This window comes from Streptomyces sp. CRN 30, from assembly GCF_034105845.1.
Genome location: NZ_JAVRHI010000513.1, coordinates 1 through 22,262, shown reverse-complemented (window position 1 = coordinate 22,262; position 22,262 = coordinate 1). Strand labels below are relative to the sequence as shown.

General features: G+C 71.9%; 19 protein-coding genes. 7 read left to right on the top strand and 12 right to left on the bottom strand.

What is annotated here, in order from left to right:
• The first annotated feature begins 51 nt into the window (after positions 1–51).
• The gene (locus tag UW392_RS59660) at positions 52–300 is read left to right on the top strand and encodes a hypothetical protein (protein WP_320783879.1); all 249 of its coding nucleotides are present in this window, start codon (positions 52–54) and stop codon (positions 298–300) included.
• 91 nt (positions 301–391) lie between these two features.
• Here UW392_RS59660 and UW392_RS59655 read toward each other — a convergent pair whose 3' ends face one another.
• The gene (locus UW392_RS59655) at positions 392–1,546 is read right to left on the bottom strand and encodes a cystathionine gamma-synthase (protein WP_320783878.1); all 1,155 of its coding nucleotides are present in this window, start codon (positions 1,544–1,546) and stop codon (positions 392–394) included.
• A 181-nt stretch (positions 1,547–1,727) separates the two neighbouring features.
• Here UW392_RS59655 and UW392_RS59650 point away from each other — a divergent pair, with 181 nt between their 5' ends.
• A complete protein-coding gene (locus UW392_RS59650; protein ID WP_320783877.1) occupies positions 1,728–2,846 on the top strand; it encodes a hypothetical protein in 1,119 nt (372 codons plus the stop codon).
• 86 nt (positions 2,847–2,932) lie between these two features.
• Here the strand turns inward: UW392_RS59650 and msrA are convergent, their stop codons facing one another.
• Complete coding sequence (msrA, locus tag UW392_RS59645; RefSeq protein ID WP_320783876.1) at positions 2,933–3,445, bottom strand: peptide-methionine (S)-S-oxide reductase MsrA; 513 nt, start codon at positions 3,443–3,445, stop codon at positions 2,933–2,935.
• A 211-nt stretch (positions 3,446–3,656) separates the two neighbouring features.
• On the opposite strand from msrA, the gene UW392_RS59640 reads away from it, so the two are divergent.
• A complete protein-coding gene (locus tag UW392_RS59640; protein WP_320783875.1) occupies positions 3,657–4,337 on the top strand; it encodes an SCO4225 family membrane protein in 681 nt (226 codons plus the stop codon).
• 36 nt (positions 4,338–4,373) lie between these two features.
• On the opposite strand, the gene UW392_RS59635 is transcribed toward UW392_RS59640, so the two are convergent.
• Positions 4,374–5,414: an NAD(P)-dependent alcohol dehydrogenase gene (locus UW392_RS59635; RefSeq protein ID WP_320783874.1), complete on the bottom strand. Its 1,041-nt coding sequence runs from the start codon at positions 5,412–5,414 to the stop codon at positions 4,374–4,376.
• Between the two features lie 180 nt (positions 5,415–5,594).
• On the opposite strand from UW392_RS59635, the gene UW392_RS59630 reads away from it, so the two are divergent.
• From UW392_RS59630 to UW392_RS59620, 3 genes are all read left to right on the top strand, one after another.
• The gene (locus tag UW392_RS59630) at positions 5,595–6,506 is read left to right on the top strand and encodes a helix-turn-helix transcriptional regulator (protein WP_320783873.1); all 912 of its coding nucleotides are present in this window, start codon (positions 5,595–5,597) and stop codon (positions 6,504–6,506) included.
• 183 nt (positions 6,507–6,689) lie between these two features.
• Entirely contained in the window at positions 6,690–7,589 is a 900-nt protein-coding gene (locus tag UW392_RS59625; RefSeq protein WP_320783872.1) for a DUF5829 family protein, read from the top strand.
• A 370-nt stretch (positions 7,590–7,959) separates the two neighbouring features.
• Positions 7,960–8,532 carry a hypothetical protein gene (locus tag UW392_RS59620; RefSeq protein ID WP_320783871.1) on the top strand — a complete coding sequence of 191 codons (573 nt, stop codon included), beginning with the start codon at positions 7,960–7,962 and terminating at the stop codon, positions 8,530–8,532.
• 78 nt (positions 8,533–8,610) lie between these two features.
• On the opposite strand, the gene UW392_RS59615 is transcribed toward UW392_RS59620, so the two are convergent.
• The 5 genes from UW392_RS59615 to UW392_RS59595 form a co-directional block, all read right to left on the bottom strand.
• Entirely contained in the window at positions 8,611–11,937 is a 3,327-nt protein-coding gene (locus tag UW392_RS59615) for a S8 family peptidase (protein WP_320783870.1), read from the bottom strand.
• A gap of 247 nt (positions 11,938–12,184) precedes the next feature.
• Positions 12,185–12,868, bottom strand: a complete 684-nt coding sequence (locus tag UW392_RS59610; RefSeq protein ID WP_320783869.1) for an ABC transporter ATP-binding protein — start codon at positions 12,866–12,868, stop codon at positions 12,185–12,187.
• 110 nt (positions 12,869–12,978) lie between these two features.
• The gene (locus UW392_RS59605; RefSeq protein ID WP_320783868.1) at positions 12,979–14,484 is read right to left on the bottom strand and encodes an ABC transporter permease; all 1,506 of its coding nucleotides are present in this window, start codon (positions 14,482–14,484) and stop codon (positions 12,979–12,981) included.
• A gap of 196 nt (positions 14,485–14,680) precedes the next feature.
• The gene (locus UW392_RS59600) at positions 14,681–15,925 is read right to left on the bottom strand and encodes a L,D-transpeptidase (protein WP_320783867.1); all 1,245 of its coding nucleotides are present in this window, start codon (positions 15,923–15,925) and stop codon (positions 14,681–14,683) included.
• A gap of 222 nt (positions 15,926–16,147) precedes the next feature.
• Complete coding sequence (locus UW392_RS59595; protein WP_320783866.1) at positions 16,148–16,534, bottom strand: hypothetical protein; 387 nt, start codon at positions 16,532–16,534, stop codon at positions 16,148–16,150.
• A gap of 109 nt (positions 16,535–16,643) precedes the next feature.
• On the opposite strand from UW392_RS59595, the gene UW392_RS59590 reads away from it, so the two are divergent.
• Positions 16,644–16,967 carry a hypothetical protein gene (locus UW392_RS59590; protein ID WP_320783865.1) on the top strand — a complete coding sequence of 108 codons (324 nt, stop codon included), beginning with the start codon at positions 16,644–16,646 and terminating at the stop codon, positions 16,965–16,967.
• Between the two features lie 61 nt (positions 16,968–17,028).
• On the opposite strand, the gene hutH is transcribed toward UW392_RS59590, so the two are convergent.
• From hutH to UW392_RS59570, 4 genes are all read right to left on the bottom strand, one after another.
• Entirely contained in the window at positions 17,029–18,567 is a 1,539-nt protein-coding gene (gene hutH, locus UW392_RS59585; protein ID WP_320783941.1) for a histidine ammonia-lyase, read from the bottom strand.
• Between the two features lie 78 nt (positions 18,568–18,645).
• The gene (locus tag UW392_RS59580) at positions 18,646–19,794 is read right to left on the bottom strand and encodes a sensor domain-containing diguanylate cyclase (protein ID WP_320783864.1); all 1,149 of its coding nucleotides are present in this window, start codon (positions 19,792–19,794) and stop codon (positions 18,646–18,648) included.
• Positions 19,795–19,931: 137 nt separating this feature from the next.
• Entirely contained in the window at positions 19,932–20,732 is an 801-nt protein-coding gene (locus UW392_RS59575; protein ID WP_320783863.1) for an enoyl-CoA hydratase/isomerase family protein, read from the bottom strand.
• Between the two features lie 92 nt (positions 20,733–20,824).
• On the bottom strand, positions 20,825–21,946 hold the full coding sequence (locus tag UW392_RS59570; RefSeq protein ID WP_320783862.1) for an adenylate/guanylate cyclase domain-containing protein: 1,122 nt from the start codon (positions 21,944–21,946) through the stop codon (positions 20,825–20,827).
• Positions 21,947–22,262 lie beyond the last annotated feature (316 nt).

Here is a 22,262-nt window from a genome sequence, read left to right as displayed (position 1 = left end):
ACCGGATGAGCGGGGTCTCACGGCGGGCCGCCCCGGTGGGAGGGGGCGGGCGTGAACCGGGCGGAGCGGGAGGCCGCCGTGCGTCGGGTCATGGAGCGGTCGGCGCCGCGGGTGCCGCCCGGTCTGTGTGCCGACGCCGTACGGCGCGGTGGGCGCGTCCTGCGCCGCCGGACCCTCGCCCGGCGCCTGGTGTGGCTGCTGCTGCTCACCGCCGCCGTGGCCTTCGCCGTGTGGGCGCTGACGGTGCAGCCGTGGGTGGAGCCGCCGTCGAAGACGACTCCTCCCCTGTCCGACTGGTGAGCGTCCGGGGCGCGGGGGCGCCCGCGGACCGGTGGACGCCCACGGAGCGGTGGGCGCCCGGGGAGCGGTGGGCGCCCGGGGACCGCCGGTGTCAGCCGAGGGCCTGCTTGAGGTCCTCCAGCAGGTCGTCGACGTTCTCGATGCCCACCGACAGGCGGACCAGGTCGCCCGGTACCTCCAGGGCCGAACCGGCCGCCGAGGCGTGCGTCATCCGGCCGGGGTGCTCGATGAGCGACTCGACGCCGCCGAGTGACTCGCCGAGCGTGAAGACCTTCGCGCGGTCGCAGACCGCGACGGCCGCCTGCTCGCCGCCCTCCACGCGGAAGGAGACCATGCCGCCGAACGCCTTCATCTGCTTGGCGGCGGTCTCGTGCCCGGGGTGGTCGGGCAGGCCCGGGTACAGGACGCTGTTCACGCGCGCGTGCCGGCTGAGCATGTCGGCGACCTTGGTGGCGTTCTCGCTGTGCCGGTCCATGCGCACCGCGAGGGTCTTGGTGCCGCGCAGCACCAGCCAGGAGTCGAAGGGCCCGGCGACCGCGCCCATCGCGTTCTGGTGGAAGGCCAGTTCCTCGCCCAGCTCCGGGTCGCTGACGATCAGTGCGCCGCCGACGACGTCGGAGTGGCCGCCCATGTACTTGGTGAGGGAGTGCACGACGACGTCCGCGCCGAGGGCCAGCGGCTGCTGGAGGTAGGGCGTGGCGAAGGTGTTGTCGACGACGAGCCGGGCGCCGGCGTCCCGGGCGACCTGCGCGACGGCGGCGATGTCGGTGATGCCGAGCAGCGGGTTGGAGGGCGTCTCGACCCAGACCGCCTTGGTACGCGGGGTGAGCGCGGCCCGTACGGCGGCCGGGTCGGAGCTGTCGGCGACCGACCACTCCACGCCCCACCGGGCGGCGACCTTGGCGAAGAGGCGGAACGTGCCGCCGTACGCGTCGTTGGGGATCACCACGTGGTCGCCGGGGCGGAGCAGCGTACGGAGCAGGCAGTCCTCGGCGGCCAGTCCGGAGGCGAAGGCGAGGCCGCGGCGGCCGCCCTCCAGCGCGGCGAGGTTCTGCTCCAGCGCGGTCCGGGTCGGGTTGGCGCTGCGGCTGTACTCGTAGCCGCCGCGCAGGCCGCCGACGCCGTCCTGCTTGTAGGTCGACACCTGGTAGATCGGCGGGACGACCGCGCCCGTCAGGGGGTCGGCGGTGTTGCCCGCGTGGATCGCGAGGGTCTCGAAGTGCTGGCTGAAGTGCTCGTCGCTCATGGGCACCGAGCGTAGTCCGCCGGGACGGGTTCGTGAGGGCGGACGCCGGGAGGTTTTTCCACAGGTCCGGGGGCGGGGCCGTCCGAATTTTCCACAGGCCCGGCGGGTGGGGCCGACGGGGTTTTCCACAGGCCGCGGGACAGGTTGGCCAATTGTCGGCGCGGTCTGGTTCGCTTGAGCCATGGAAATTCTCTGGGTCCTGCTGGCACTGGTCCTGCTCGGCTTCGTGCTGCTCCCCGTCCTCCGGCGCCGGCGCGGCATGATCGAGCAGGTGCCGCCGGGTCATCCCGACGCCGCGGACCCCGCCCATTACGGCTTCGCCCTGGAGGAGGAGCTGGACATCCGGATGCCCGGTCCTGACCAGGACCTGCTCGACGTCCTCGACCTGGTGCAGCGCACGGGGGACTACCGGGCGGCTCGGCAGCTCCTCGCCGGGACGGAGGCGGAGGGCGAGCGGCGCTGGCAGCGGGTGCAGGCGTTCGCGGGCGCCGCGGCGCTGGAGCTGCAGCAGCGGCCCGGCGGGGTGGGCGAGACGCCGGGCGGCCAGTGGCTGCGGGTGTGGCGCGCGGAGAACCCGAAGGACGTGGGCGGCGCGGCGGTGCACGCGGAGTTCCTGGTGCAGCAGGCGTGGCGGACGTCGAGCCCCGGCACGGACGAGTTCCGGATCATCATGGAGGAGGCGAGGGCGGCGTGCGGCGAGGCGGCGCTGCTGGCTCCCGGCGATCCGATCCCGTACATCGTGGAGCTGTCGGTGGCGCGCGGGCTGGCCTATCCGCGCTCGGAGTTCGAGCAGCTGTGGCTGAAGATCCTGGACCGGGCGCCGGCGCACATGGGCGCGCACCTGGCGGCCCTGCACTACTGGTGCGAGAAGTGGCACGGCTCCCGTGAGCTGGCGTACTCGTTCGCGGAGGCCGCGGCGGCCCGTGCGCCGCGGGGGTCGCTGCTGTCGGCGATGCCATTGTTCGCGGTGTTCGAGCACCTGCCCGAGGTGAACCTGGTCGGCAGTTTCTGGCAGAGCGAGGTCGTCACCAAGGCGGTCCACGGTGCGCTGCACGCGGTGCACGGTGTGCGTCCCGACGATCCGATGTCGGCGCACGTCCGCCATCTGCTGCTGTTCTTCCTGGTCCGCGGTGAGCGCTGGGCCGAGGCGATGAACCAGCTGGTGCACGTGGACGGGCATGTCGGTGCCCTGCCGTGGACGCTGTCCGCCGATCCGGCGGCGGAGTTCGCGATATACCGGGCGCTGGCGGTGGCGGGGTACGAGGCGAACGGGGGCAGCCCGGCGACGCTGCCGCACTGAGACAGCGGGGCCGGGCCCGCTGTGGACGGGCCCGGCCTCACTCGCCAGGGCTGATCAGCCCGCGCTCGTCGCGCGGGCGCTCACGGTCAGCTCTGCGCGCGGGCGGGCAGGCGCCATCCCGGACGCGGGAAGTGGCAGGTGTAGCCCTCCGGGTAGCGCAGCAGGTAGTCCTGGTGCTCGGGCTCGGCCTCCCAGAAGGGGCCGACCGGCTCCACCTCGGTGACGACCTTGCCCGGCCACAGGCCGGAGGCGTCCACGTCGGCGATGGTGTCCTCGGCGATCCGCTTCTGCTCGTCGTCGACGTAGTAGATCGCCGAGCGGTAGCTGAGGCCGATGTCGTTGCCCTGGCGGTTCTGGGTGCTCGGGTCGTGGATCTGGAAGAAGAACTCCAGGATCGCCCGGTAGTCGGTCTCCGCGGGGTCGAAGAGGATCTCGATGGCCTCCGCGTGCGTGCCGTGGTTGCGGTACGTCGCGTTCGGCACGTCGCCCCCGGTGTAGCCGACCCGGGTCTCCTTCACGCCGGGGAGCCGGCGGATCAGGTCCTGCATCCCCCAGAAGCATCCGCCCGCCAGTACGGCCCTCTGCGTCTGCCCAGCCATCACGGCCTCCCATGTTTCGTCGGTTCGCTGCCCCTGTAACGCGCGAGGTCGCCCCACCATTCCACTCCCGCCTGGGGTGGGTACGCGGCGGGGAGTCGATGAGTACCCGTACTCATGATCCGGCCCGTGCCGGTGGGCCACGCTGGGCGCACCGGCACGGAGCCGCCCCACAGGACCGACCGCCCGGCCCGACCCAGCAGGAGGATTCGTCATGCCGCGTTCTTCGCTCCCCCGCCGTTTACTCGCCCTGGCCACGGGCAACCGGCCGGCCCGGATCTATCTGGCGGTCGTCGCCGTCTCCGCCGTGGCGGTGCACTTCCTTCCGGACGGGTTCCTCGTCCTCGACCCGATGATCCTCACCGCGCCGCTCTCCTTCCTGGCCATGGTGCTGCCCTTCGGGCCCGGTAGCGGGGGGAGCACGGCGGCCGCCGGGTTGACGGCCGGGGTGCTGTGGACGGTGTGGCTGGGGCTGTGCGCCCTGGTGAACGCGGCGGCGGTGGGGGCGATCGCCACCAGGTCACCGGCCGCCGAGCGGATACCCTCCCCCGCCCCCTCCGCGACCGGGCGTCGACTCAAGGACCTGCTCTCCCCCGCCTTCGACAACTGGGCGGCGCGCGGCTATCTCGCGCTGGTCGGCGCGGCACTCGGGTTCTTCCTGTGGGCTGTGTACCTGTCGCCGGACCCGGGGTTCGCCGCGATCTGGCCGGTCATGGCCACGGCGCCGCTCGGTTTCCTCGCGCTGGTGGTGTCAATACCGGCGGAGTTCTCCGCGGTCGCCTGGCTGAGCCCGCCGCTCTTCTCCGTCGTGGTGGCGCTGGCCGGGCTGGTCAACGCCGTGCTGCTGGGCAGGCTCACCCACCGGCTCGGTACAGCGGCGCGCCCCGCCTCCTGAGGTCGGTCAAGGAGAGCGGGGCACGCCGGGCCGCGATCAGATCGTCGCCGTGTCGATCACGAAGCGGTACCGCACGTCGCTCGCCAGGACCCGCTCGTACGCCGTGTTGATCTCGGACGCGGCGATCAGTTCGATCTCCGCGCCGATCCCGTGCTCCGCGCAGAAGTCCAGCATCTCCTGGGTCTCGGCGATGCCGCCGATCATCGAACCGGCGAGGGTCTTGCCGCCGCCGAGGAGCGAGAAGAGGTTGAGGGCGATCGGCTCCTCGGGGGCGCCGACGTTCGCGAGGGTGCCGTGGGCCTTGAGCAGGCTCAGGTACGCGCCGAAGTCGAGGGGCGCGGAGACCGTGGAGAGGATCAGGTCGAAGCTGCCGGCCAGTTCGGTGAAGGTGGCCGGGTCACCGGTGGCGTAGTAGTGGTCGGCGCCCAGCTTCAGGCCGTCGTCCTTCTTGCGCAGGGACTGCGACAGGACGGTCACCTCGGCGCCGAGGGCGTGCGCGATCTTGACGGCCATGTGACCGAGACCGCCGAGGCCGACGACGGCGACCTTCTTGCCGGGGCCGACGCCGAACCGCTTGAGCGGGGAGTACGTGGTGATGCCGGCGCAGAGCAGCGGGGCGGCGACGTCGAGCGACAGGCCGTCGGGGATGCGGACGGTGAACGCCTCGTCGACGACGACCTTCTGGGAGTAGCCGCCGTAGGTGATCTCTCCGTCGTGGCCGACGGCGCCGTACGTGCCGATGTTGCCGCGCACGCAGTACTGCTCCTGACCCGCGAGGCAGTGCTCGCACTCGCGGCAGGAGTCGACCATGCAGCCGACGCCGACGCGGTCGCCGACCTTGAACTTCGTGACGGCCGGGCCGACCTCGGAGACCACGCCGGCGATCTCGTGGCCGGGGACCATCGGGAAGATGGCCTCGCCCCAGCCCTCGCGGACCTGGTGGATGTCGGAATGGCAGATGCCGGCGAACTGGATGTCGATCAGGACGTCGTGGTCACGGACGTCCCGCCGTTCGATCGTGGTGCGCTCCAGCGGGGCCTTGGCGGCGGGAGCGGCGTACGCGGCGACAGAGGTCATGCCGTGAAATCTCCGGAATCTTCGTGAGGACAGTCACGCACCGGCCCTTTTCTGCCAGCGCACCGTCCCACCCTGCACCCGGCGCCGGACTCCGCCCAGACCACGCCTTTTCGTATGTCCGGCGTGCGTACCACTGGCGGGGACAGGCTCCTGGGCGTACGACCAGGAATACTGGACGGTATGGACATTCAGCCCGATCCCGTACCGCAGGCGGCGACCGAGACCGGCGGGGGCCTCGACCGGCGTGCCGAGCTGAGCGAGTTCCTGCGCACGCGGCGGGCACGGCTGAAGCCGGAGGACGTGGGGATGCCGGCGTACGGGCGGCACCGGCGGGTGCCGGGGCTGCGGCGCGAGGAGCTGGCACAGCTGGCCGGGGTGTCCGTGGCGTACTACACGCGGCTTGAGCAGGGCAATGGCCGGAACGTGTCGGCGGAGGTGCTGGACTCGATCGCCCGCGCGCTGCGGCTGTCGGACGCCGAGCACGCGCACCTGACGCACCTGGCGAAGCCGAAGCAGCAGCGGCGCAAGCAGGCGGCTCCGGTGGCGCAGCAGGTGCGCGGCGCGCTGCGGCACCTGCTGGAGTCGGTCGACTCGGTCCCGGCGTACATCACGGGCAGGCGTACGGACGTACTGGCCTGGAACGGGATGGCCGCCGCGCTCTTCGGGGACTGGGGGCGGCTGCCGGCCCGGGAGCGGAACTGGGCGCGGCTGGTGTTCCTGCGGCCCGACTACCGCGAGCTGTTCACGGAGTGGGACCAGAAGGCGGCGGACATCGTCGGCTATCTGCGGATGGACGCCGGGTGCCACGCGGACGACCCGGAGCTGGCGGCGCTGGTCGGGGAGCTGTCGGTGAAGAGCGAGGAGTTCCGGCGGCTGTGGGCCGCGCACGACGTCAAGGAGAAGAGCCACGGCGTCAAGCCGATGCGGCATCCGCTCGTCGGTGAGCTGACGTTGTCCTTCGAGACGTTCCGGCTCGTCGACGACGCGGACCAGTCTCTGATCACTTACCACGCGGAACCGGGTTCGCCGTCGGCGGACGCGCTGCGGCTGCTGGCGAGCTGGAACGCGGAGGCACCGGCCGTACGGCCGTGACAGGCCGGTGTGACATCACGGCCGTACGGGCCGGCAGTGGCAGTACGGGCCAGCAGTGGCGGTACGGGCCGGCAGTGGCGGTACGGCCGTGACGGGCCGGTGTGGCTATTTCGAACAATTGTCGGGCGTAGTGCTCCCGTGACGGCTACGCTCGCGCGCATGCTGCTTCGCGGAATGTTACGAATGATCTTGATATTCGCTGTGGCACTCACGGGGGTGACGGGGGCCGGTGCGGTGGCGCGGGCCGAGACGGGACATCAGCGGTTGCTGTACTTCAACCACGCCTACGGCGTCTTCGACCGGGAGACCGCCGACGCGATCGAGAACTCCGCGTACCTCCGGGAGTTCGCGAACTTCACCGTACGGACCACCACGGGGGCCGACGGGCAGACCTGGACCGGCCGCTATCTGATGGGCCGCGAGACGTACGTGGAACTGTTCGGGGTGGGCGACCTGCCCGGCCAGGACGGCACCCTCGGCTCCGGCGGGCTCGGCGTCTCCACCGAGCGGAGCGGTGACCTCGACACGGTGTCCGAGCGGCTGACGGCCCTCGGCACGACGCCGATCCCGTTCCTCCAGACCCGCGACTTCGGCGACGGCGTCCCGGTGCCGTGGTTCGACGCGCTGCTCACCACCGAGACGTACGACGCGTTCGGCGCGTGGGCGATGGAGTACCGGCCGGAGTACTTCGCCGACCCGCGCGGCAACACCGAGCCGGCGTCCGGGCCGGGTGACGTCGGCCGGGAGCGGTACCTGTCCGACGACTACGCCGGCCACCTGATGCGGGACGTGACGGGCGTCCGCCTCGCCGTCACCGAGGGGGACCTCGCCGACACGTTGCCGCTGCTGCGCGCGGGCGGTTTCGACCTCCGGTCACCGGAGGGTGGTGGCGTCGTCGCCAAGGACGGCATGACGACCCTCCGCTTCGACGTCGTCCCCCGCGAGGAGGCGGGCCTGCGCCATCTCTCCTTCTCCCTCAACCACTCGGTGACCGAGCGGCACGTGGAGCAACTCGGCAACTCCACGCTGGTCGTCGGGCCGGGAGCCGGCGCCGAGTGGAGCTTCGACGCGGCCCAGCCCTGACCTGGCCCTGACCTAGCCCTGGCCCATCCCTCACCAACCCGCCCCGGGACCGGTCCCGCGACCGGTCCCGGACGGCTCCCTACCGCGTACGGGCGAACAACGGGGAAGCCGCCGCGCGGGAACCCGCCGCCGTGCCAGCGTTCAACTCCGCGATCGACGGAGGCACTCGATGGCACGCGCCGCACGGCGGCAGACCCGACTCCGACACACCCGGCTCCGACAGACCAGACTCCGGCGGACTCAGCTCCGGCGGGACCGGCTCCGGCTGGCCCGGCGACGCAACGCACCGGCCCGGGTACGGGCACGCGTCCGCGAGGAGGCGGAGGCGGCAGAGGCGGCGGCCCAGGGCCGATGGAGCCACATCGTCACGGTGACAGCCACCGGGCTGGCCGCGTTCGCGGCGATCGGAGGGCTGTGGGCCCAGGCGGTCGCCGCCTACTGGGGACAGCAGCTGTCCCGGCAGCAGCTCGAACAGGCGGAGGAGGGACAGGCCGCGCAGTTCAACGCCTGGGGCGAGGCGCGCCACGGCCGTTGGAGGATCCGCCTCGTCAACAGGTCGTCCGACGTCATCAGCAGCGTCGACGTCTATCTGCGCCTGGCGGGCGAGAAGGCGCCGCGGTACATCAAGTTCCCCGTCGGTGGCCTTCCCCCGTGCGGTGACCTCTCCTATCCGGTGCCCGAGCTGCGCTACCGGACGTTCGACGAGGTCCGGGCGGCCGACGGGACGTTCCGGAAGCTCGGCCCGGAGCACCGGCTGCCGGACGGGTGGAACATCTCGGCCCACTTCACGGACGGCGACGGGAACCGCTGGTCCCGGTCGCCCACCCAGCTGAGGCAGGTGTCGTCGGGAACGCGCGCGCCCGACGAGGACCTCGTGGTCGGTGTCGTCCTCGAACCGCGTGCGGGGCACCCCGTGAAACGGGCGGAGGGCTGCGAACACTGACTCCCTCCGCCCGGCCCGCAAGAGCGGGGTCCGCCGGAGAGGATGCCTCCGGCGGGCCCGGCGTACGGAGCTAGTGGATCACTTGCCGCGGTACGCGTTGTAGACCGAGATCGTCGACGTGTTGCCCTTCTTGTCGGTGATCTTGGCGCGGAGGGAGACGCCCTTGCCCTTCGCGGGGTTCTTGATGCTGATCTTGCCCTTGGTGACGGTCGTCTTCTTCCAGTTCTTGCCGTTGTCGTACGACGTCCAGACCGTCAGGGACTTCAGGTTCTTGCCCTTGGCGGCGCCCTCGACGGTGACCGGGATGCCGGCCTTCTGGCCGGCCGTCTTACGGCCGTCCAGCGTCACGGTCGCGTCGAAGCGGACCGTGGAGACCGGCAGCAGCGAGAGGGTGGAGGTCTTCTTGGAGCGGAAGGTCCACGTCGCGTCGGTCCGGCTGGAGGTGTCGACGACCTTGGCCGAGCGCTTCACCGACGTCGTCAGCTTGTACGCCGCGTCCCCGGACGGGACCTTGAACTCCTCGTCGCCGAGCAGCGGGTCCTTGTGGGAGCCGACCTTGGTGCCGTTGCGGTACAGGGTCGTCGAGACCGAGGAGAACAGCGACGAACCGACGTGGCGCTTGCCGTCGGCGACCAGCGGCAGGACTCCGCCGATGTAGTTGCCGTCGCGGTAGACGCCGTAGTCCGAGTTGACGTACGGGGCGAAGACGGCCGCGTTGAACGTCGTCGAGTAGCTCTTGCCCTTCGTGTACGTCTTGGGCGTGCTCGTGTAGGAGGCCTCGGAGATCGGCCAGCCGTCGGCGTCCACGCCGCCGGACTGGTCGAAGAACGTGGTCCACTTGACGCCGGAGTCGGTCGACAGGTGCAGGGTGCGGGTGCCGGGCAGGGGCTGCTCGACGCTGATCGAGGAACCGCCCGAGCTGACGGGCAGCTCGCCCAGCGCGGTGACCGAGCCCTTCTTGCCCTTGGCGGTGGCGCCCAGGCCGACCTTCACCGTGGCCAGGTCGGCGGCCTTGTACTGCTTGCTGTACCCGGTGGCGAGCTGCTTGACCGAGCCGCCGGCGACGGTGTCGTACTCCTCCTTGGCGCCCTTGGTCCAGTGCGTGTCCCACTGCTGGGCCAGCGAACCGTCGGTGACCTGGGGACCGAGGTGCTTGGTGCGGAAGCCGTCGTAGGAGTCCAGCCACCAGCCGAAGCCGTAGCCGCTGTCGGGGGTGTCGATGTAGAAGTCCGCGGTGACGGACTCCGGCTTCGCCGCCTTGTCCGGGACGGTGATGTCCACGGGCTTGGCGGTACGGGCGTCCAGCGTGACCGTGGTGTCCTTGCTGATGTCCAGCTTGGGCTGGGCCAGCCAGTCCGCGCCCTGGTACGTCTCCGGGTCGTCGCCCACGTACAGCGACGAGTTGAGGACGTAGCCGCCCTTGGGCACGCGCAGGGTGACGGTGCCGTCGGCCTCGTACGGCTGGTACCACTTGTCCGTGGCGAGGCCGGAGACGCCGGCCAGGTCGGTCTGGTAGTTGGCGGACGGCTGGCCGTCCCGGCCGATGGCCTTCAGCGTGAGGTCGTAGGACTCCACCTCGCGCAGGACCGCGGCGGCCGTGCGCACGCTCTGGCCGCCGCCGGTCGCCGTCACGTACGCCGAGTACGCGCCGTCGACCGTGCCGCCGAGGCGGGTGTCGGCGGTGAAGCCGACGGAGGCGGTGCCGCCCGCGGGGACGGTGACCGTGGAGGCGTCCAGGGTGAAGAAGCCGGCCGGGGCCGCCTTGCCCTTGGGGTCGGTGGCGGTCGACGTCAGCTTCAGGGTGACGTCCTCGGTACCGGTGTTGCGGTACGTGAGCTGCTCGGTCTCCGGCTTGTCGTCGGTGTGCGGCCACTGCTGCACACCGAAGTTGACCGAGGACGGCTCGGCGAGCACGGTCTGCGCGATGGCCTTGTCGACCTGGACGCGGCCCGTGCCCTGCTGGAACGGCGTGTAGGCGCCGCCCTTGGCGGAGCCGGTGAGGGCGCTCTTCAGCTCGGTGTACGTCCACTCCGGGTGCTGCTGCTTCAGGATCGCGGCGGCGCCCGCGACGTGCGGGGTCGCCATCGACGTACCGGAGATGGTGACGTAGCCGGCCGGCTTCTCGCCGACCTCCTGGGCGATGACGCTGCCCGGCGCGGAGGCCGCGGTGATGTCGACGCCGGGGGCGGTGACGTCCGGCTTGATCTGGCCGTCGAGGCCGGGACCGGTGCTGGAGAAGTCCGCCAGGGCGTCCTTGCCGTCCACGGCGCCGACGGTGAGGGCCGCGGCGGCGCTGCCCGGGGAGCCGATCGTCTGGTCGCCCCACTCGCCCTCGTTGCCGGCGGCGATGGCGAAGAGGATGCCCTTCTCGGCGGAGAGCTTGTTGACCTCCGCCTCCAGGGGGTCGATCTCCGGGGTGTCGCCGCCGCCGAGGCTGAGGTTGACGATGTCGGCGCCCTGCTCGGCCGCCCACTCCATGCCGGCCAGGATGCCGGAGTCGTCGCCGTAGCCGTCGTCGCTGAGGACCTTGCCGTTGAGCAGCTGGGCGCCCGGGGCGACGCCCTTGTACTTCGCGCCCGCCTTGGCGCCCGTGCCCGCCGCGATGGAGGCGACGTGGGTGCCGTGGCCGTACTTGTCGCCCGCGTCGGCGGAGGTGGAGAAGTTCTTCTCGGCGACGACCTGGCCCTTGAGGTCGGCGTGGGTGGCGTCGACACCGGTGTCCAGGACGGCGATCTTCACGCCCTTGCCGTCGTACCCGGCCTTCCACGCCGTGGGGGCGCCGATCTGCGGGACGGAGGTGTCGAGGCTCGCCTTGCGGACGCCGTCGAGCCAGACGTGGGCGATGCCGGAGGCGGTCTTCTCGCCGTCGGTCACCGCCTTCCACAGGTCGGTGGTGTCCTCGTGCGGGGTCTGCACGGCGTCGGCGTTGAGCGCCTTGAGCGCGCGGCGCAGCGTGCCCGTGCCGCGGACGTCGGACTTGGTGGCGGCGGCACCGCCCTTGTAGCCGACGATGACCTTCAGGCCGTTCTTCTGCGACTTGCGGGTCGCGGCCTTGTTCAGTTCGGTGACGTCGAACAGGCGCCGGTCGAGCTTGCCGGACGCGACCAGGCGGGCGGCGTCGGCGGGGATGACGAGGACGTGCCCGTCGGCCCGGCGGATCTGCACGGGTATGTGCTCACGGCCCTTGGCGCGCTCCAGGCCGGTGACCCGGCCCTTGGCGTCCACGGCGACCCGGTCGCCGGTGATGAGGGTGACGTGACGGGTGGCGCCGGACGGGGCCGGCACGGCGTCGGCCGCTCCCGTCCGGTCCGCCGCGCCGGCCGGGGCGGCCAGCCCGGCGGCGAGGGCCACGGCGGTCGCCACGGCGACCGTGGCCGCGCGCCCGCTCTTCAGATGTCTGCGCAAGGTTCCCCCTAGCGGAAGGTCCGGGCGAACGGCTTGAGTTCACCCGTCCGGGGGGAGGTCTCGCGCACCTGTGCGCACCCCCCGGGCCTCGCAGTATGCCGGGGGCGTGATCACCCGCTCAACGGATGAGAGGAAGGTAAGAGAACCGCCGGAATACTGTTACGCGGCCGCCGGAACACCGTTACCGGACCGATGGGTTGCCGGGGGCAACCCATCGGCCCTACGGCCGTCGGGCGGGCCACGGGCCTCACGCCTCGGCGTTCTCCCGGACGGTGATCTTGCCCTTGCGGATCGTCGCCAGGCGCGGGGCCTTCTTCGCGATCGAGGAGTCGTGGGTGACCATGACGAAGGTCAGCCCCAGCTCCTTCCACATCCGTTCGAGCACCTCCATGATCTCGTCGCGCATCGACTCGTCGAGGTTTCCGGTGGGTTCGTCGGCGAGCAGCACCTTCGGCTGCTTCACCAGCGCGCGGGCGATGGCGACGCGCTGCTGCTGGCCGCCGGACATCTCGCTGGGCAGGTGTCCGAGCCGCTCGCCGAGGCCGACGGAGGCGAGCGCCTCGGCGGCCCGCTCGCGCCGTTCCTTGGTCTTGACGCCGAGCGGTACGAGGGCGGTCTCGACGTTCTCCTGCGCGGTCAGCGTCGGGATCAGGTTGAACGACTGGAAGACGATGCCGATCGTCTCGCTGCGCACCTTGGTCAGCCGGGCCTCGGAGAGCGTGGCCAGATCGGTGCCGTCGAGGACGATCTCGCCGGAGGTGGGGCGGTCGAGGGCGCCCAGCATCTGCAGCAGCGTGGACTTGCCGCCGCCGGTGGGGCCCTGGATGACGAGCCGGTCGCCGTCGGCGATGGTGAGGTCGATGCCGTCGAGGGCGTTGACGGTGGCCTTGCCGCGCGTGTAGCGCTTGGTGACGCCTCTGAGTTCGTACATGGTCCGACTCCTGGAAAAACGTGAAGGGGATGGGGCCCGCGCCCCGGATACCGGGAGGCCGGGCCCCGTGGGCTCGGGAGGCCGGGCCCCGTGGGCCGACGCGGCGCTCGCTACTCCACGCGGCGCAGCGCGTCCGCCGGGCGGAGCCGCGAGGCGCGCCAGCCGCCGAAGCCGCCGGCGATGAGCCCGCCGGCCACGGCGAGGAGGACGGCCAGGGCGATGGTGGTGAGGCTGACCGGCGCGGTGAGCGCGACTTCGAGGGTCTTGGACGCGGTCTGCCGGCCGGGGCCGCCGCCCATGCCGCCACCGCCGCCGGGGCCGCCCATGCCGCCGCCACCGCCGCCCGTGCTGCCGATCGAGGCTTCCAGGCTGGGGCTGACCGCCGTGACGAGGTAGGCGCCGGCCAGGCCGAGCGCGATGCCGAGGACGCCGCCGACCAGGCCGTTGACGACGGCCTCGCCGACCACCTGGCGGGTGACCCGGCCGGACTTCCAGCCGAGCGCCTTCAGGGTGCCGAACTCGCGCACGCGGCGGGAGACGGCCGAGGAGGTGAGCAGACCGGCGACCACGAAGGCGGCGATCAGGACGATGATGGAGAGCCACTTGCCGACGCTGGTGGCGAGGGAGGAGGCGGTGGACAGCGAACCGGAGACGGTGTCGGCGAGGTCGGCGGAGGTGGTGACCGTCGTACCCGAGATGTTCTTCTGGATGGCCGACTTGACGCTGTCGATCTGCTGGGAGTCGGAGGCCTGGACGTAGATCGTGGTGACCTTGTTCTTGGCGTCACCGAGGGTCTGGGCCTGCTTCAGCGGGATGTAGACGTTGGCCGCGGAGTCCCCGCTGTCGGCGGTGGCGATGCCGATGACCTTGAACTTCGTGTCGCTGACGGTGAGGGTGGAGCCCTTCTTCAGCTCCTTCTCCTTGGCGTACGCCGAGTCGACGACGGCGACCTTCGCGTCCGTCTCGGAGGTCTTGAAGGTACGGCCGCTGGTGATCTTCGAGGAGGTCAGCGGGCCGAGCGTGGTCTTGGTGACGTCGGTGCCGTAGACGGAGTAGCTGTTGACGTCGAAGTTGGCGCCGCCGCCCTGGACCTCACCGCTCTGGGAGTCCTGGCCACCGCCGCCGGGACCGCCCAGGCCCCCTTCCTGGCCCTGGCCCTGGCTCTCGCCGCCCTGCTGGAACTGACCCCGCGTGAACTGGCCGCTGACCTTCATGACTTGCAGGCTGAGGCCGCCCACCGCGTCGGCGACGCCGCTCTGGCCGGCGACCTTCTCGACGGTCGAGCCGGCCAGCGACTGGAAGCCCTGCACCATCACGCGGTCGCTGGACTGCTCCTCGTCGGAGTCGCTGTCCTGCGCGTCGAACTCGAAGCGGGGGCGCTCCTGCCCGTCCGAGCCCGACCCGGACCCGGAGGGTGCCTCGGCGGCCTTGGTGACGGTCATGTCGGTGCCCAGGCCGTACAGCGACTCCAGCACCTTGTCCTGGGCCTTGCCCATTCCGGAGGAGACGGAGTTGACCACGATGACGAGGGCGATGCCCAGCGCGAGACCGGAGGCGACGACGAGGGCCGCCTTTCTACGGCGGCGCAGCTCGCGCCTCAGGTAGGTGAAGAACATGGCCGCAAAGTAGGGACGGTCCGTGATGGCGACATAAGCCGCGCATAAGAGAACCATGAGAAGGCTGAGAGATGCCGATGTGTGACACAGAAACGCGTGACACAGAAGCGCGCGACACGAAGGCGCGTGACACAGAAGGAGCCGCCGTCCGCCCCGAGGGCGAACGGCGGCTGCCGGGAAGCGGTGTGCGGGGGCGTCAGATCGCCGAGCCCGCCTTCCACTCGGACCAGTCCATGTTCCAGCCGTTGAGGCCGTTGTCCGGCGCGATGGTGTCGTCGCCGGTGTTCTGGACCACGATCACGTCACCGATGATGGAGTGCTCGTACATCCAGTAGCCGGCGGTCCCGCTGTCGTTCGCGCCCTTGGTGTCGGACAGGCCCACGCAGCCGTGGCTGGTGTTCTGGCTGCCGAAGATGGACTTGTCGCCCCAGTAGTTGCCGTGGATGAAGGTGCCGGAGGTGCTCAGGCGCATGGCGTGGGGCACGTCCTTGATGTCGTACTCGCCCTTGCCGTCGTCGTCGGTGAAGCCGACCGTCGAGCCGTCCATCCGGGTCTCCTTGTACTTCTCGGAGATCACCATCTGGCCTTCGTAGGTCTTGTTGTCCGGGGAGCCGGCCGAGATCGGGATGGTCTTGATGGTCTTGCCGTCCTGCGTGACCTTCATCTGCTTGGTCTTCGCGTCGACGTAGGAGACCTGGTTGCGGCCGATCTTGAAGGTGACCGTCTTCTGCTGGACGCCGTAGACGCCGTCGGCGCCCTCGACGCCGTCGAGGGCCAGCTTCAGGGTGACGGTCGAGCCTTCCTTCCAGTAGTCGTCGGGGCGGCAGTCCATGCGCTGGGTGGAGAACCAGTGGCAGGCGACCTCCTGGCCACCGTCGGTGTTGACCGTGATGCCCTTCTGGACGGCGGCCTTGTCGGTGATCTCCTTGTCGAAGTTGATCGACACGGGCATGCCGACACCGACCGTGGAGCCGTCCTCCGGCGTGAAGCTGCCGATGAAGCTGTTGTCCGGGGAGACGGTGGTGAACGAGGCGTTCTCGTGGGCGGCGCGGCCGTCGGAGTCCTCGGCGGTCGCGGTCACCTTGTAGGTGGTGGCGCGCTCCAGCTGCGCGTTCGGCTTCCAGCTCGTCTTGTCGGCGGATATCTCGCCGTCGACCGCGGTGCCGTCCGAGGTGGTCATCTCGACCTCGGTGAGCGTGCCCTTGGCCACGGTCACGGCCGCCGAGTTGTTGATGGAGGCGTTGGACGAGCCGTTCTTCGGCGTGATCTTGATCTGGGCCTCGGAGGTCTTCTCGGCCGCCGCCTTGTCGACCTGGGCCGAGGAGTCGCCGCCACCCCCGCCGGAGGTGTCGTCACCGCCGGAACACGCCGAGAGCACCAGCACCCCGCCGAGCAGAGCGGACGCGGCCACGAGGCCCTTGCGCCGCTTACTGTTCGTCATCACACGCTTCTCCATCGCTACCGATTCCGGAAACCCCGAGATTCCCCGTCAACCTGTTCAACGCTACGACCGGTTCGTCCCGTTCCACATAGCCCCCAGGTGTGGGCCACACCACGTCCGACGGGCGGACTGCCTGGTGCCGGTGTCGGTCAGTGCGTCGGGTGAGACGACAGAACCCCGGGCGGCGGTTGCCGCCCGGGGTCACGGTTTCCCCAAAGCGCGTCAGCCGACCTTCACTTCCGCGTCGTCTTCGTCCCCCGCGCCGTCCGCACGGCCGTAGTCGTCGCCGTCTACGGCGCCATCATCCTCGTCCAGGTCCCACTCGGGCGAACCGGGGTCGTAGTCGATCCGCTCGCTGCTCCAGGACGCCTGCTGGAGTTCGACCCCGGGCACCTCACTGACCAGGTCGAACGGGTCGACGAGGTAGGCCAGCGCCTCGGCCGTGTCCCCGGAGACGGCCGCCTCGGCGCCGTCCCGCTCGGCCTCGGGCAGCCCGGCGTCCGCGGCGATCCGGCGCAGCGCGGCGCGGGTGACCGCCTCGCCGTCCTCGACCTCCAGGACGACATCCACGCGAATCCGTACATACCGTGATGTCTCTACTGTGCTCATGCCCGGAGCGTACGGCCGCGAGGTCCCGTGACTTTCCTGTGACCCGCGCCTTTCACTAACATCGCCCCACACGGCCAATTCGCCAGCGCCACAAGGGGATCGATATTCCGTGTCATCCGCTCGCCGTTCGTTGCTGACCGCCGCCGCGGCAGGCTCCCTGCTGTGTGCCCTGTGGTTCGTCCCGTCCGCCAACGCGACCCAGGACATTCCGGCGAGAAACACCCCGTCCACCGGCCCGTCGAGCCCGTCTCCGCAGGTCACCGAGGAGGCGAGGATGGCCTCGGTGGACGCCGAGGCGGTCGGGTCCGGCACCCGGCTGGCCGACACGGGCAGCTTCGACAGCACTCCGTACGTCATCGGCGGCACCGCCTGCCTGGGTCTTGGCGCGGGCTTCGTGGTGTACTCCGTCCGCCGCGAACGCCTCGGATTCTGACGCCTTTTCCTTCTCTTGACCGACTTGACGAAGATTTGACGCGGGCTCAGGGCGTGCCGCGTCACATCAGCGGTCCGGTGACCGTCTCCGCCGCCGCGACCAGCCGGCCGTCCCGGACGAACGCCTCCGCCGCGGCCAGGTCCGGTGCCAGGAACCGGTCCGGCCCCGCGCCCTCGACGCCCGCCTCGCGGACCGCCGCCAGGACCGCCCGCGAGGCGGGCGCCGGGAGCAGTCCCTCGCGCAGTTCCAGCGCGCGGGCGGCCGCGTACAGCTCGACGGCGAGCACCCGGGTGAGGTGGTCGACCGCCGTACGCAGCTTGCGCGCCGCGGACCAGCCCATCGAGACGTGGTCCTCCTGCATCGCGGAGGACGGGATCGAGTCCGCGGAGGCCGGTACGGCGAGCCGCTTCATCTCGCTGACCAGGGCGGCCTGCGTGTACTGGGCGATCATCAGCCCCGAGTCCACGCCGGGGTCGTCGGCGAGGAACGGCGGCAGACCGTGGCTGCGGTTCTTGTCCAGCAGCCGGTCGGTGCGCCGCTCGGCGATCGAGCCGAGGTCGGCGGCGGCGATGGCGAGGAAGTCGAGGACGTAGGCGACCGGCGCGCCGTGGAAGTTCCCGTTGGACTCGACCCTCCCGTCGGGCAGCACGACCGGGTTGTCCACCGCCGCCGCCAGCTCGCGGTCGGCGACCAGCCGGGCGTGGGCGAGGGTGTCCCGGCCGGCGCCCGCGACCTGCGGGGCGCACCGCACCGAGTAGGCGTCCTGGACGCGCGGCGCGTCGTCCTGGTGGTGACCGGTCAGCCCGGAGCCCTTCAGCACGGCGAGCATGTTCGCGGCGCTGGCGGCCTGCCCGGGGTGCGGGCGGACGTCGTGCAGCTCGGGCGCGAGCACCCGGTCGGTGCCGAGCAGCGCCTCCAGGGTCAGCGCGGCGGTGATGTCCACGCTGGTGAAGAGGCGGTCGAGGTCGGCGAGGGCCATGACCAGCATGCCGAGCATGCCGTCGGTGCCGTTGAGGAGGGCGAGGCCCTCCTTCTCGCGCAGTTCGACGGGGCGGATGCCGTGCTCGGCGAGGAGTTCACCGGCGGGGCGCACCGTCCCGTCCGGCCCCTCGGCGTCGCCCTCCCCCAGCAGCGCCAGGGCGCAGTGCGAGAGCGGCGCGAGGTCGCCGGAGCAGCCGAGGGAGCCGTACTCGTGCACGACGGGGGTGATTCCGGCGTTGAGCACGTCGGCCATGGTGCGGGCGACCTCGGGACGGACGCCGGTCCGCCCGGAGCAGACCGTCTTCAGCCGCAGGAACATCAGCGCCCGTACGACCTCCCGCTCCACCCGGGGGCCCATCCCGGCGGCGTGCGAGCGGACGATGTTGCGCTGCAGCCGGGCGCGCAGGTCGGGGCTGATGTGCCGGGTCGCCAGAGCGCCGAAGCCGGTGCTCACGCCGTACACGGGGTCCGGCTTGGCGGCCAGCGCGTCGACGATCTCGCGGGCGGCGGCCAGAGCCGCCAGCGCCTCGTCGGACAGCTCGACCCGGGCGCCGCCGCGCGCCACGGCGAGAACGTCACGAGCGGTGACCCCGGTGGTCCCCACCACCACAGTGTGCATATTCATATTCAGGAGCGTACGAGGTGAATCTACCGGTGTCACTACCGGGGAGCCGGTGCACCCCTTACCGATCCGCCGCTACGGGGCGTGCATGCCCCGGAACCGGCGCCGCTCCCCGTCCCCCTTCCGCGGCGGCTCGTCCGCGAGCCGTACGACGGGGTCGTCGGCCCCCTCGCGGCCCGCGACCACCGGCCGGCCGGCCCGCGACGCCTTGGCCCGGTACTGCGCCGCGTCGGCGAGCCGGAACAGCCTGCGGGCCGAGCCGACCGGCCCGATCGGGTCGCCGGTGGAGGCCACCCCGCAGGCGACCCCGTCGCCCAGCGCCAGCTCGGCGGCGCGGCGGCACAGCTCCTCGGCGGCCCCGACCACGGTGTCGGCCTCCGGTCCGACCGCGAGCAGGCAGAACTCGTCACCGCCGAGCCGCGCCGCGAGCGCGCCGGGCAGCATCGCGCCGCACAGCGACAGCACCGAGCCGAACCGTTCCAGGAGCCGGTCGCCGACCGCGTGCCCGTGGGTGTCGTTGACCCGCTTGAGTCCGTTCAGGTCGCAGACGACGAGGCTGACGACGACACCCTCCCGGCGGTGCCGCTCCACGGCCTCGTCGAGCAGGGCGTCGACGGCCCGGCGGTTGGCCAGACCGGTCAGCGCGTCGGTGTACGCCAGGCGCCGCACCTCTTCGAGCCGCTCGGTCTGGGCGATGCCGGCGGCGACGACGGAGGCCAGGACGGTGGCGAAGTCGGCGTCGGCCCGCGCGAAGACGGGCTCGCCCACGGGGCGCGCCACGTACAGCTCGCCCCAGGCGCGGCCGTGCAGCACGATCGGGGCGACGACGCAGCAGCCGCGGCCCCGGCGGCGCAGGGCGGCGACGCGCTGGTGGACGTAGCCGGGGCGGCCGGCCGCCGTGCCCTCGGCCGTCTCGACCCAGGCGTCCGGCTCGCCGCCGCCCGCCCAGCGCTCGTGCAGGAACTCGGTGATCTCCGCGAACTGGTGCACCGGGTAGGACTCGTCGTCCGGGAACTCCTCCTCGTCCGGGGCGCGCAGCCCCACGTTGACGAGCACACGGAGGCGGCCCAGTTCCCGCTCCCAGACCGACAGGGCGGCGAAGCTGCCGCCGAGTGCGCGGCAGCCGCCGAGCGCGGCCGCGCGCCAGGCGTCGCGCAGGCCGTGAGCGGCGGCCATGCCCTGCGCCAGCGCGACTACTGCCGCCAGGCGGCTGTCCTCTCCCATTCGGCCAGGCTAGGTACATATGGGGGATATGGTGACATTTGCGGGGTCCATCGGCCTGAACGGCCTCGTCCTCGAACGCCGGACGGGCCGACAGCGAACCGGCACGGAAGACCAGCACGCCAGGACCGGCTGAAGAACTACTCCCCGGGCCAGTCCGGCTTCCGCTTCTCGTTGAAGGCCGCCACGCCCTCCGCGCGGTCCGCCGAGAAGGCCACCGTGTGCCAGGCCGCGTCCTCGACCTCCAGGCCGGCCCTGAGGTCCAGACCGTGGCCGAGGCGCAGCGCGCGCTTGGCGGCGCGCAGGCCGACCGGGGAGTTGCCCGCGATGCGGGCGGCCAGGGCGAGGGCCTCCTCCCGGTCCCGGCCCGCGTCCACGAGCCGGTCGACCAGGCCCAGCTCATGGGCCTCGGCGGCCTCGACCCGGCGGGCCGAGAAGATCAGCTCGGCGGCGCGGGCCGCACCCACCCGGCGGGGCAGCAGCTGGGTGCCGCCGCCGCCCGGGATCACCCCGACGGAGACCTCGGGCAGGCCGACCACGGCCGTGCGGTCGGCCACGATCACGTCGCAGGAGAGCGCCAGCTCGAAGCCGCCGCCCAGCGCGAAGCCGTGCACGGCCGCGACCGTCGGCACCGGCAGCTCCAGTACGCCCGTGTAGGCGCCGCGGCTGACCGGCCGCTGGCGGAGCATGTCGGCGTCCGTGAAGGAGTTGCGCTCCTTGAGGTCCGCGCCGACGCAGAACGCCCGCTCGCTGGACGAGGTCACCACCACGACCCGTACGTCCCGGTCCTCGCCCAGTGCCGCCGAGGCCGCGACGACGGAGCGGGCCATGCCGATCGAGACGGCGTTCATGGCCTTCGGCCGGTCGAGGACGAGTTCCGCGACGTGCCCGTCCTCGTGGCGCCGGACCCGGACGAACTCCCCGTAGCGCTCCTCGCTCATGCCACCCCTCCTGTTGACGACTGTTAACGCCGGTTAACGAGCCTGACCGCATCGATCATCGCAGGCGGGGCCGGGCGCGGGAAGGAGCCGGTTCAGGAGTGCTCGCCCCGGCGGGTCAGCAGCCACGGTTCGACGACGCCGAGACCGCGGACCGGGCGCTGCCACATCGGCTGGAGCGCGAAGCGGTAGACCGGCGGTTCCTCGCCCTCCTTCTCCGCGGCGGCGGCCTCCTCCGCCGCGACCGCCTCGGAGGCGGGGGCGTCCCCGGTGCGGATCAGCTCCTCCGCGAAGGCGGTGTCGACGAGGACGGCGTCCCGGGGAGCTATCGAGGTGAGCCGGGAGGCGAGGTTGACGGTGGTGCCGAAGACATCGCCCATCCGGGTGGTGACGGTGCCGAAGGCCATGCCGACGCGCAGCTCCGGCATGGTCTCGTCGTTGGCGAGGGTCTCGATCAGCCGCAGGGCGATCTCGGCGGCCGTGCCCGCGTCGTCGGCCGCGTACAGGACCTCGTCGCCGAGCGTCTTGACCAGGCGTCCGCCGCGGGCGGCGATCAGGTCGGCGGCGGTGGTCTCGAACGCCTCGACCAGCTCACCGAGCTCCTCCTCCTCCATCCGGCGGGTCAGCCGGGTGAACCCGACCAGGTCGGCGAAGCCGACGGCGAGGCGCCGGTCGACCATCTCGTCGTCGTCGCCGGTCTGGACGACCCGGCCGGCCGAGGCGGCGAGCTGGCGCCGCCAGACGTAGACGAGGAACTCCTCCAGCTCGGGCAGGAGCAGCTCGACGATCGGGTACGTCACCTCGGTCCGGGTCATCCCGGGCTCGGGGGGTTCGGTCAGCCCCTCCAGGAAGGAGTCGATCTGCCACTCGGCCAACCGGGCGGTGGTCTGCCCGGTGGACCGGGCGACCTGCACCGCCATGGCCTCGCTGAGCAGCCCGGCCTCGACCAGTCCAGCGAGGCGCCGCAGGGCCAGTACGTCGGCCTCGGTCAGCGCCTTGGCCTGGCCGATGTCGGCGAAGCCCATGGCACGCCAGAAGCGCTCCGCGAGATCCATCGGGACCCCGGCGCTGCGGGCGGCCTGGAAGGGGGTGTAGCGGCGCTCGGCGCCCAGGATGAGCTGTTCCAGCCGGACGGCGAGCGGGTCGTCGCCGGATTCGGCGGGATGGTCCACCTCGCCGTCCCCGTCCGTGCCGGAGCCCGTGTCGTCGACGGTCACGCCTGCTGCCTTCCGATCTGCCGCGGTCAGGTATCGACCGGCCCCAACTTTACGACAGCTGTGGGCCAGCTCACTCCGGGAAGCGCGCACCCGCCGGCACCGCCCGCCCGCTCCGGTACCCTCCCCCGCCGCAGGCCATCCGGGTCCCGCCGCGCCGACGACCGCCCGGCTGCCCGGCCGCCCGCCCGGTGGGCCGGTGGGCCGCCCGGTGGGCCGGTGGGCCGGTGGGCCGCCCGGTGGGCCGGTGGGCCGGTGGGCCGCCCGGTGGGCCGGGGGGCCGGTGGGCCGCCCGGTAGGCCGGGAGGCCGGTGGGCCG

Excerpts from the sequence above, each read along its gene's own strand:
- UW392_RS59655 (WP_320783878.1), bottom strand. The coding sequence starts at position 1,546 with ATGAGCGACGAGCACTTCAGCCAGCACTTCGAGACCCTCGCGATCCAC.
- UW392_RS59650 (WP_320783877.1), top strand. The coding sequence starts at position 1,728 with ATGGAAATTCTCTGGGTCCTGCTGGCACTGGTCCTGCTCGGCTTCGTG.
- msrA (WP_320783876.1), bottom strand. The coding sequence starts at position 3,445 with ATGGCTGGGCAGACGCAGAGGGCCGTACTGGCGGGCGGATGCTTCTGG.
- UW392_RS59640 (WP_320783875.1), top strand. The coding sequence starts at position 3,657 with ATGCCGCGTTCTTCGCTCCCCCGCCGTTTACTCGCCCTGGCCACGGGC.
- UW392_RS59635 (WP_320783874.1), bottom strand. The coding sequence starts at position 5,414 with ATGACCTCTGTCGCCGCGTACGCCGCTCCCGCCGCCAAGGCCCCGCTG.
- UW392_RS59630 (WP_320783873.1), top strand. The coding sequence starts at position 5,595 with ATGGACATTCAGCCCGATCCCGTACCGCAGGCGGCGACCGAGACCGGC.
- UW392_RS59625 (WP_320783872.1), top strand. The coding sequence starts at position 6,690 with ATGATCTTGATATTCGCTGTGGCACTCACGGGGGTGACGGGGGCCGGT.
- UW392_RS59610 (WP_320783869.1), bottom strand. The coding sequence starts at position 12,868 with ATGTACGAACTCAGAGGCGTCACCAAGCGCTACACGCGCGGCAAGGCC.
- UW392_RS59605 (WP_320783868.1), bottom strand. The coding sequence starts at position 14,484 with ATGTTCTTCACCTACCTGAGGCGCGAGCTGCGCCGCCGTAGAAAGGCG.
- UW392_RS59600 (WP_320783867.1), bottom strand. The coding sequence starts at position 15,925 with ATGACGAACAGTAAGCGGCGCAAGGGCCTCGTGGCCGCGTCCGCTCTG.
- UW392_RS59595 (WP_320783866.1), bottom strand. The coding sequence starts at position 16,534 with ATGAGCACAGTAGAGACATCACGGTATGTACGGATTCGCGTGGATGTC.
- hutH (WP_320783941.1), bottom strand. The coding sequence starts at position 18,567 with ATGCACACTGTGGTGGTGGGGACCACCGGGGTCACCGCTCGTGACGTT.
- UW392_RS59580 (WP_320783864.1), bottom strand. The coding sequence starts at position 19,794 with ATGGGAGAGGACAGCCGCCTGGCGGCAGTAGTCGCGCTGGCGCAGGGC.
- UW392_RS59575 (WP_320783863.1), bottom strand. The coding sequence starts at position 20,732 with ATGAGCGAGGAGCGCTACGGGGAGTTCGTCCGGGTCCGGCGCCACGAG.